Origin of the sequence: Ochrobactrum sp. MYb379, from assembly GCF_037479515.1 — a bacterium.
GTDB lineage: Bacteria > Pseudomonadota > Alphaproteobacteria > Rhizobiales > Rhizobiaceae > Brucella.
Genome location: NZ_JBBGYW010000022.1, coordinates 64,499 through 73,610 on the forward strand (window position 1 = coordinate 64,499; position 9,112 = coordinate 73,610).

Genomic DNA, 9,112 nt, shown 5'->3' on the forward strand with positions numbered 1-9,112 from the left:
TCTGAAATTTGTAACGATAGCGCAGTGGTCAAAGGAGCCAACATAAACGGCTGCCCCATGAGGAAGCAGCCGTTAAATCACCGATTTGATTTGGGGGTATGTCAGCCAAGTCTTCTGGCTGTCTTGATAATCTCCACCACCATTTTGGATGCTTTCTGAAGCGAGTTCACAGGTAAGAACTCGTATATTGAGTGGAAGTTATGCGCGCCACAAAAGAGATTAGGACATGGTACGCCCTTTTCTGACAAAACTGCACCATCATAACCGCCGCGCATGGGTACTGGTTTTGGTTCTACGCCAATAGTTCTCATAGCGTTCAACGCCAATTCAACCGGGTATCGGTTTTTGCCTTCAAGGCCTTCCGCAACGTTACGATAGACCGGCTTGTAACGCACATCAACGATGTGTCTACCGTGTAGCTGATTGAAGCCGGAGGCTAGCTTATCAATGAATTGGCGCCGGTTCTCATATCCTTCTTTGGTAAAGTCACGGATATCGATCGTCAGAGTTGTCTTTGCGACTGTGCCTTCTATTCCCTTCACCCAGTAATAACCCTCTCGCCCTTCCGTATATTCCGGCCGCTCACCGCCCGGTAACATAGCGATAAACTGTTGTGCGTAGAGGATTGAATTCTGCATCTTGCCTTTGGCAGACATTGGATGTGCCGGTTCCCCCGTAAAAGTGATACGGAACTCCCCTGCGTTCCAATTCTCATACACGATCTCTCCAATGGCACAGCAATCGAGGGTGTAGGCGAAATCAGCGTTCAATGAAGCTGCGTCAAGTGCCTTCGCGCCCAAGAGTCCAATTTCTTCATCAGGAACGAAAACCACTTTCACCGGCCCGTGTTCAATTTCGGGATGTTGTGTGAGATACTGAACTGCATCCAGGATTTCGGCTATAGCTGATTTATTGTCAGCACCGAGAAGACTTGTCCCGTCGGTCACAATGATACGATCACCCACATAATGGGCTAATTCTGGAAACTCATTCAAACGCATGACAACGTTCGTTTCGTCGTTAAGAACGATGTCGCCACCTTTGTAATCAACAATATGCGCTCGCGTATCTGTTGAGTATTCTGCGGAAGTATCCAGATGCGCAACCCAGGCAATCGTGGGAAACTCGTGTTTTTCGCTCGAAACATTGGCGGCGAGTGTGCCCACCACAATTGAGTGGTCTCGCTCTTCGACTTCTAAGCCAAGCGAGCGCATTTCACCAGCAAGCAGGGTCGCTAGTTGTGTTTGTCCCTCGCTGGAGGGCAGCGTACCCGCATTTGCCACAGCTGTTGTGTTAATGCGTGTGTAGTTCAGAAAGCGGTCTACGATATTCATGATAAATCTTCTCAGAGCTTGCACAGGAAAGATGTAAGCAAAGGTGCCTTCACAGCGCAACTTGCGAGCGTTCATGTCGCTCGCAAATCGGTCTTTCTTGCCTGTTTATTAGAGTAAAGGTATGGGCCTTTATTCTTCAATATCGACGTCTTCAAAAAGATATCCACCAAATGGATCGATTTTGAAGTCTTTTACTTTAGTGCTCACAGGTTGCTCTACAACTTGATGTGCGATGGTCAGCCACGGCGCTTGCTCTTTAAATATGACCTGTGCCTGCTCATAGAGTCTTGTCCGCTCGGCCTGATCTGTTGTCAGTTTGGCTGCCCGGATCAGCTTTTCAAAATCCTCATTGCACCAATTGGCGCGGTTTGCGCTGCCAATTGCCTGACAGCCGAGAAGAGCAGCCAAGAAATTGTCAGGATCTGCTATACCACCCGTCCAGCCGAGCATGACGGCGCCATCGCGGTCTTTTTCCAGTGAACGCTTGAGATATTCACCCCAATCGTAAGTGATTATTTCTGCGTTAACGCCCACTTTGGCAAAGTCAGATTGTATCAATTCAGCTGCGCGGCGAGCATTTGGCATATACGGACGTTGGACTGGCATCGCCCAGATTTTCATCTTCAGATCTTTAACACCTGCTTCTTCCAGAAACTTGCGCGATTGATCAGGATCATAAGGATCGTCCTTAACGTCCTTGTTATAGCCCCAAACAGCTGGTGGAAGCGGATTTACTGAAACAATAGCTGAGCCGTTATACACCGCATCAATGATTGCCGGCTTGTTAACTGCCATATTGAGTGCTTTGCGCACGCGAACGTCATCGAATGGCTTCTGCTGCGTGTTGTATGCAAGAAATGAAAGGTTCATTCCATCTCTGCTCAGCATGACTATCGAAGGATCTTGTTTCATCTCCGCAATATCTGCCGGATTTGGCGCTGCGATAACGTGGCATTCTCCGGCTTTTAGTTTTTGATGTCGAACCGCTGCATCTGGTGTTATCGCGAAGATAAGATTGTCGATCTTCTGCTTTCCACCCCAATAATCAGGGTTGGCCTTATAACGAATAGCGCTGTCTTTTTGATAAGCTACAAACTGATAAGGTCCAGTGCCGACTGGTTTTTGACTGAGGTCTTCCAGTCTGCCATCTGCGACCAGTTTATCGGCGTATTCTTTCGACTGGATTGCTGAAAACGTCAGAGAAAGTGTCGAGATGAAAGTCGCTTCAGGTTGCGAGAGCACAAACTTAACGGTGTGATCATCGATTTTTTCAATTTGCTCGATCAACGTGGGAAAAGAATAAGCGCCGAACTGTGGCCAGGTTCCCTGATTGTAATAAGGATTTTTCTCATCCCCCTGACGCTCGAAGGTGAAGATTACATCATCCGTGTTGAATTCGCGCGTGGGCGTGAAAAAATCCGTCGTGTGAAACTTAACGCCTTTTCGCAAATGGAAAGTATACTCTTTTCCATCCTCAGAAACATCCCAGCTTTCTGCAAGTCCTGGCTCGAGCTCTGTGGCACCGCGTTTGATCTTAATAAGGGTGTTTGAAATGTTGCGTGCTGATGCATCATACACAGCACCAGAGGTGGTCTGAGCCGCGTCAAAGTTCTCTGGCGATGCTTCCGAGCAATAAACCAATGTCTTTGCAAAGCTCTGTGTCAGCGCTGTGCTATTGAATGCAGCAACAACGAGCGCTGCAGAAAGTAGCTTCCCAATCTTTTTCATCAAACTCCATCCCTTATTTTAACGCGATCACTCTTTTCTGAGCGACTAATTACAGCGCATCTGATTGATTCCAAAAAGTTGTGCGTGTCCATAGTGGGCGGGAGAAGGAGCGCGACGCAAGGTCAAAACGGCTGTAAAAGTGACTTTTGATTTTTGTTGCAAGGGTTTGGCAGCGGCGTGTTGTTAATTGAGCCGGGGTCAGGTTTTTTCGCTACGCTTTTCGTTGTTGGTTTAGGGACTATTTACGACGGTGCCATGAGCGTTCTGGGATGTTGCATCTTGCTGGCAGGTTCTGTTGCGTTTACTCTCGCAGAGAAATTGTTTCGCATAAGCGATGTGTTAGTTTTGGCCATCCGATCATAATAAAACATTGCATGTCGAATTTAACCTGGATTTGATCCCGTTTTTTGTTTGGTGTTGATCAGCCAATCCACATGTAAATGGTTGAAACCTAAGTTGATTTCCGAATTTTTGTAAGTTAGCTCGAAATGGAAAACTGGCCTAAAAAGAGGTGAGAATCAACAGCTTGCGCATGAAGCGCCTGGCCGCCCTGGTATTGCGGCGTTTCTTAACCAGAACATCTATCACAAAAGCATCCTGGTCAGCCTCTTGCCGACGAACGTGATGCTCACCTTTGATAGATATTACGCATTCATCCAAGTGTCATTTATCGCCGAGCCGCTGTTTGCGACGACGGATAGCCTCGGCATAGGCCATCGGAATTTTTTAGCACATTCACACACTGTCTTATGTGTGACGAAGATCCCGCGATAAGCCAAGCATGTCTTCAACCATTCGAAAGCTCAGTGGAAAGCGAAAATACAACCATACAGCTTCGGCAAGTATCTAAGATGGATAACGATGGGGATGACAAGGCGAAGAACGAGGTTCAGGTATCACCCGTTATCGCGGTAAAGATTAACATTCAGGTTAAGGTAACGATGCCGTTGGCATTCATGAATCAGACAACGTTCAGTCAGGGAACCCAATTTCCATGAACTGAGGTAATCCGCCCACACGGCCTGACCAATCCATCCAATTTGGTCTCATGGGCAATGATGCGGGACAGGGATATATGGCAATTCAAACAAAATCGTTCTCATTTTGGAAAGAATAAAAACCTGTTTCTATTGTCTTATATCAGACTCTGTGCGGCTGTTTTTGATTTACTACCAATATGGTTTCTTTTCCCATAGCTAAATTAAAACTACGGCTTACTTTGCAGAAAAATTCATTGAAGCGGGCAAGCAAATGTCAAAAATTATGGACTATATAAAGACAATTAAAAAATATAGAAATGAATACAACTCTTCAGGGTGTAACGGATGGGATGTTAAATATTCCCAGATTATTATTTCTAAACACAATCCATACAATTCCATTTTGAAAACTCTTATCAAATATTTATGGGTGCAAAAGACAAAAACACCCATGATGGTAAGAGAGAGACTGCAAGGATTTACTGTTAATTTTTTTGTGATCGCTGCAGGTAGATGATCGCAACTCTCGCAAATTTACTCTCATCTCTCTCGGTTGTGACCCAGAAGAGGTCTTTATAACATTTATTGTTGTTTGGAACAAACAACCGAAGGACGCATGGTGATGTTGTCTCAGTATTCAGTGATGGGTCACCTCTTAGAGCATGGATTATAATGTGCAAAGATATCAGGTTGTTGCGATAAACCTTCGTCTTTGCGCTCAAGCCGGACGCCTTTATTGATCATGCGGTGTTCGGTGCCGGCATAACCCGTTATTCTGATACGTTGCGCACTCCGCAGCTCGACAATCCTTAACTGTCATGGCGTCGGGTGATCGCGAATGGCGGGTTGCAGAACAGCGCGAACAGCAAGGTGTGAGGATGGATCCGGTGACGCTCAAGTCATTTGCCGATCTCGCAGCGCGTTTTTGCATCGCTCCGCCTGCGCCGATAATACAACCGGGCTGATCAGCGCCCGCCCCCATTGCTGAGCGAAGATACATCCCGGCAGGAAATTGGGAATGGACACTTCAAAAAATGCTCCTTCTGGGGCCACGCGCTTCCGTTATTTGATTCTTTTCATGTGCTTTATTGGCATTGCGATCAATTATCTTGACCGCGCCAATATGAGCGTTGCTCTGCCTTTTATTGATCAGGAACTCAAACTCAACCTCACCAATACCCAGAAAGGTCTGATCCTGGGTGCTTTTTTCTGGTCCTATGACGGCATGATGCTGTTCGCCGGCTGGATTACCGACAAGCTGGGCGCGCGCAAAAGTTTTTCACTCGCTGCAGTGTGGTGGTCGGTCTTCACCGCACTGACACCGCTTGCCAACAGCTTCTGGAGCTTTTTTACTGTAAGGTTCTTTCTCGGCGCTGGCGAGGCGCCGGCCTATCCCGCAGCAACCAAAGCGGCATCGCGCTGGTTCCCCAGAAACGAACGCGCTTTCGCGGCAGCCGTCATCGACTCCGGCTCGCGTGTCGGCACAGTCCTGGCATTGCCCATCGTCACCTTGATCATCGCATTTGCGACATGGCACTATTCCTTCATAATTCTGGGCGCCATCGGCATCGTTTGGGTACTGTTATGGTATAAAACCTATCGCGATCCCAACGACCATAAACGTGCCAATGATCTCGAGCGTCAATATATCATCCAGAACGGCGCCCGTACCGATGAGAATGACGAAATGGAAGCCCACAATATCCGATGGATCGATCTGTTTCGCTACCGCACCGTTTGGGGGATGATGCTCGGCTTCTTTTGCCTAAACTTCGTCATTTATTTCTTCCTGACCTGGTTTCCGACCTATCTGAAGACCGCCCGGGGGCTTAATATCACCGAGCTCGGGCTTTACGGCATGCTGCCCGGCCTTGCGGCGGTGGTCACAGCCTGGCTCGCCGGTATTCTGGCTGACGGGGCAATTCACAGCGGTGCCAATGTCACTACCGTGCGCAAGACTGTGATGGTAGGCGGCATGCTGGGTGGCACCGCCATTCTGCCCGCCGCCATGGTTGAATCGCTTTATGCTGCGCTCTTCTTCCTCGCGGTCTCCTATAGCAGTCTGGCCATTGCCGCGACCGCGATCTGGTCGTTGCCTGCCGATGTCGCACCAAGCTCGCACCATGTCGCATCGATTGGTGGCATCCAAAATTTTGCTTCCAATATTGCCGGGATCTTCAGCCCGTTCCTGTTCGGCTTTCTGCTCGATCAATTCGGGGGCAGCTATACCCCCTCCTTTCTAATGGCAGCAATCATGGCTTTGGTCGGGGCGTTTTCCTACGCCTTTATCGTGGGACGGGCGGAACCGCTTCCCGTGCTGCGGCCGCGAGCCTAAGACAGATTATCGCCGTCTCAGCTGCTATGTGGTGGCTGAGCCGTCACTGGATGGAAACAGAAGCCGTGCCTTCACTCAATTTCACAGCCTCCTCCGGCCACCACGCTTTTGCGATCAATCTTCACGCGAATTACTGTGTGATAACTCCGCACGCCAGGGATTTTTCCATTCATGCGACCAAGGGTGCTCTGCTACCAGAATCCTATGCAATGATGGTTGTAAAATAGATCACAATGCCCAATACGGGCGAAATTATAATTAAAGCAGCCTGGATGCGCGTCCGCTGCTCCGTTTTGCACTGGTGTAATAATCGGATGCTTGCTGCACCGAGCGATGGCGCGATTGTTCCATAGCCTCGGGAAGCGGAATACCGCAATTGGCAGCTTCGGTGAGGTAGCCGGAACGAAGACCATGCGCAGAAAACTCATCCGGTTCTAAGCCGGCCATTTGTGCGCGTTGCTTGACGATCCGGTTGACTGCACTCGGTTCAAGCGCGCGTGCCGAAACATTCCCCCATCGGTCGATCTTCCGAAACACGCTGCCCTTATCGATTTTTGCCGCTTCCAGCCAACGTGTGAGGGCGTCGACGGGCTGGCCCTTCAGATAAACGACGTCGTCCTGTGCGATGCCACTGGTTTTGGTGCGGCCAAGATGAATGGCGAGTGAAAGGAGGGGAGCACCGTCTTCAGCGGTGACGGGCGTTTGTTTGACGAGCTGTTCTGTGCGCAGACCAGCAATTTCGCTGCGACGACGTCCGCCTGAGGCGAAGGCCACCATAAGGATGGCCCGGTCGCGGAGCGCGGTGAGATCCTCACTGGAACAGGTTGCCAGCAGCTTGCCCAGAATGTCGGCGGTGATGGCACTTTTGCGAGCTCTGGGCCGGTTGATGGCGCGCGCGGCAAGCCGGATCGCCGATTTGACGGCCGGAGATGAGAACGAACCCTCACGACCGCGCCAGCGGTTGAGTGTTGACCAATTAGCGAGACGACGACGGACGGTTGCCGGCGCGTGCGGCCCGGATACGCGCAGGAACCCGCGTTGACGCAATTCCTCCTCCACGTCGGCCGGCATGCCGTGATCGGGTTCGATCTCGCGCTGCTGCGGCCGCCAGAGATGATGTGCAACGAATTTCAGTAACAGAGCTTCAGACGCTGGCCAGGGCAGGCGGCTGCCGGTTGCAGCGATTGACCAGGCCTCGAGATAGGCCAGATCAGAAGTCAGCGCGCGCAGGGTGTTTTCGCCCATGCCTTCATTGACCAGGTGGCGCAGGGTTTCGATATCCTGATCGGTCAATAGCCCGGCGAGCCTCTCGCGGCGGTTCAGCGGCAGAACAGCCGCTATCATATCTAAAGTCTCGGCGCGTTTTTCGATCGAACCTGACGACGAGCTGCTCATTTCGGCAGTCCGTTCTCGTCATATAGTTCATCGTGGTTCGAAGTCTGTTGCGTGTTTGCAGGTCTTCCCTTAAGCGTCAGCGCCCGGAATTCATCCCATGTGCCCTGGCCGTTCTGCGAATTTGGCACGATCGCGGCAATAGGATCGCCAGCTCGACAGATGACGACCTCGTCATCGCGCAAAACGAAGTCAATCAATTCGTCAAATCGCTCCGCCGCCTCTGCAATGTCCACGAATATCTTCACCGCCACTGCCCTTACCAGACGCGCTCATGCAGAACCGCGTCGAACGCCAGATCCGTCGAGATAAAAGTGCAGTGCTCAAGCCGCGTCTGAGCGGCAAGAATCCGGTCCCACGGATCGCGATGTTCCCAATCAAAATTTGCTGCAAGTTCGGCATGCAGATCGGTGATGGCGAGTGTTTGCAGGCCGCTTTCCGTGACGGCTGCCCGCAGTTCCTGGGGCTTGAGATCAAGCTTGTTCAGGCGCATCTTGTTGTCCAGCTCATAGAACGTGACCGCACTGACGAGGATAGCATTTGCCTTGTCCTCGATCAGCGACCGTGCCGTCGGGGACAGGCGATCACTACCGATTGTCCACCAGTAGACGGCGTGGCTGTCGAGCAGGATTTTCATTTCGTGTTTTCGCTATTGTTGGATTTGCCTTGCCAGACGCCGGTATCATCATTCCAGTCTCCGGCATCGATCGCCGCCTGCTCTGCATCAACTGTATCCAACAGGTTGTCGGGCAAGCCACGATGGCGCAATAGGCCAAAAGGGCGCTTGCCACCGTCTGCTGCCGGACCGATGCGGGCGTAAACTTCGTTGCCACGCATGATGACGATATCTTCGCCCTTGTTGGCGCGATCGAGGACTTCGGCGAAATTCTTGCGGGCTTCGCTGATCTTGTAGCTTGTCTGGGGCATCGGGACCTCCGAAATTGGTCATACGCCATTGATACCATTGTTTCACAACACGTACAAATGCCTCGTACACATGACCTCGGATAACCTATACTTATCGGAGGTGAAAGGCCTATCCAAGAAGCATAACCAGTGCCGGACAGTAAATACTCACTGGATTCCGTTTAAGACTTCGTTTACCATAAATTCAATGCGTTACGATCTCGACACTTTGCCTCTTCTAACCCTGCTACAGGGTAAGCGGGGCAGATTTGTTGGCTGTGCCATTTTGGCAGGCAGTCGCGCATGATCGCAATCTATCATAATCTGGTCTGCAGCAGAAGACTGCTTCCAATTGCATTTTGAAGAAGGCTCGGATGACTGAGATCGACATGCTAGTCAGGATGGATCCATGCTGATAAATCTCAATCGGCGCGTAG

The 9,112-nt window shown here is 50.5% G+C and carries 7 protein-coding genes and 1 pseudogene; 1 reads left to right on the forward strand and 7 read right to left on the reverse strand.

Annotated features, from left to right (window positions below; translation table 11 throughout):
- Window positions 1-101: 101 nt before the first annotated feature.
- From pepT to WH356_RS22785, 3 genes and pseudogenes are all read right to left on the reverse strand, one after another.
- Complete coding sequence (gene pepT / locus WH356_RS22775) at window positions 102-1,334, reverse strand: peptidase T (protein ID WP_339514966.1); 1,233 nt, start codon at window positions 1,332-1,334, stop codon at window positions 102-104.
- A gap of 129 nt (window positions 1,335-1,463) precedes the next feature.
- Entirely contained in the window at window positions 1,464-3,062 is a 1,599-nt protein-coding gene (locus WH356_RS22780; protein WP_339514968.1) for an ABC transporter substrate-binding protein, read from the reverse strand.
- 519 nt (window positions 3,063-3,581) lie between these two features.
- A pseudogene (locus tag WH356_RS22785) lies at window positions 3,582-3,908 on the reverse strand (DDE-type integrase/transposase/recombinase); the annotation flags it as partial.
- Window positions 3,909-5,060: 1,152 nt separating this feature from the next.
- Between WH356_RS22785 and WH356_RS22790 the strand changes: the two are divergent.
- A complete protein-coding gene (locus tag WH356_RS22790) occupies window positions 5,061-6,377 on the forward strand; it encodes an MFS transporter (RefSeq protein ID WP_339514970.1) in 1,317 nt (438 codons plus the stop codon).
- Window positions 6,378-6,635: 258 nt separating this feature from the next.
- Here the strand turns inward: WH356_RS22790 and WH356_RS22795 are convergent, their stop codons facing one another.
- From WH356_RS22795 to WH356_RS22810, 4 genes are read right to left on the reverse strand one after another with little or no spacing between them, the layout of a single operon-like run.
- Window positions 6,636-7,772: a site-specific integrase gene (locus tag WH356_RS22795; RefSeq protein ID WP_339514972.1), complete on the reverse strand. Its 1,137-nt coding sequence runs from the start codon at window positions 7,770-7,772 to the stop codon at window positions 6,636-6,638.
- Window positions 7,769-8,017, reverse strand: coding sequence for a type II toxin-antitoxin system Phd/YefM family antitoxin (locus tag WH356_RS22800; RefSeq protein WP_339514974.1), 249 nt, complete (start codon window positions 8,015-8,017; stop codon window positions 7,769-7,771). The genes WH356_RS22795 and WH356_RS22800 overlap by 4 nt, the downstream gene beginning before the upstream one ends.
- 11 nt (window positions 8,018-8,028) lie before the next feature.
- Window positions 8,029-8,406: a type II toxin-antitoxin system VapC family toxin gene (locus WH356_RS22805; RefSeq protein WP_339514976.1), complete on the reverse strand. Its 378-nt coding sequence runs from the start codon at window positions 8,404-8,406 to the stop codon at window positions 8,029-8,031.
- Window positions 8,403-8,696, reverse strand: a complete 294-nt coding sequence (locus WH356_RS22810; RefSeq protein ID WP_339514978.1) for a type II toxin-antitoxin system Phd/YefM family antitoxin — start codon at window positions 8,694-8,696, stop codon at window positions 8,403-8,405. Before WH356_RS22810 ends, WH356_RS22805 begins: the two co-directional genes overlap by 4 nt.
- Between the last annotated feature and the right edge of the window lie 416 nt (window positions 8,697-9,112).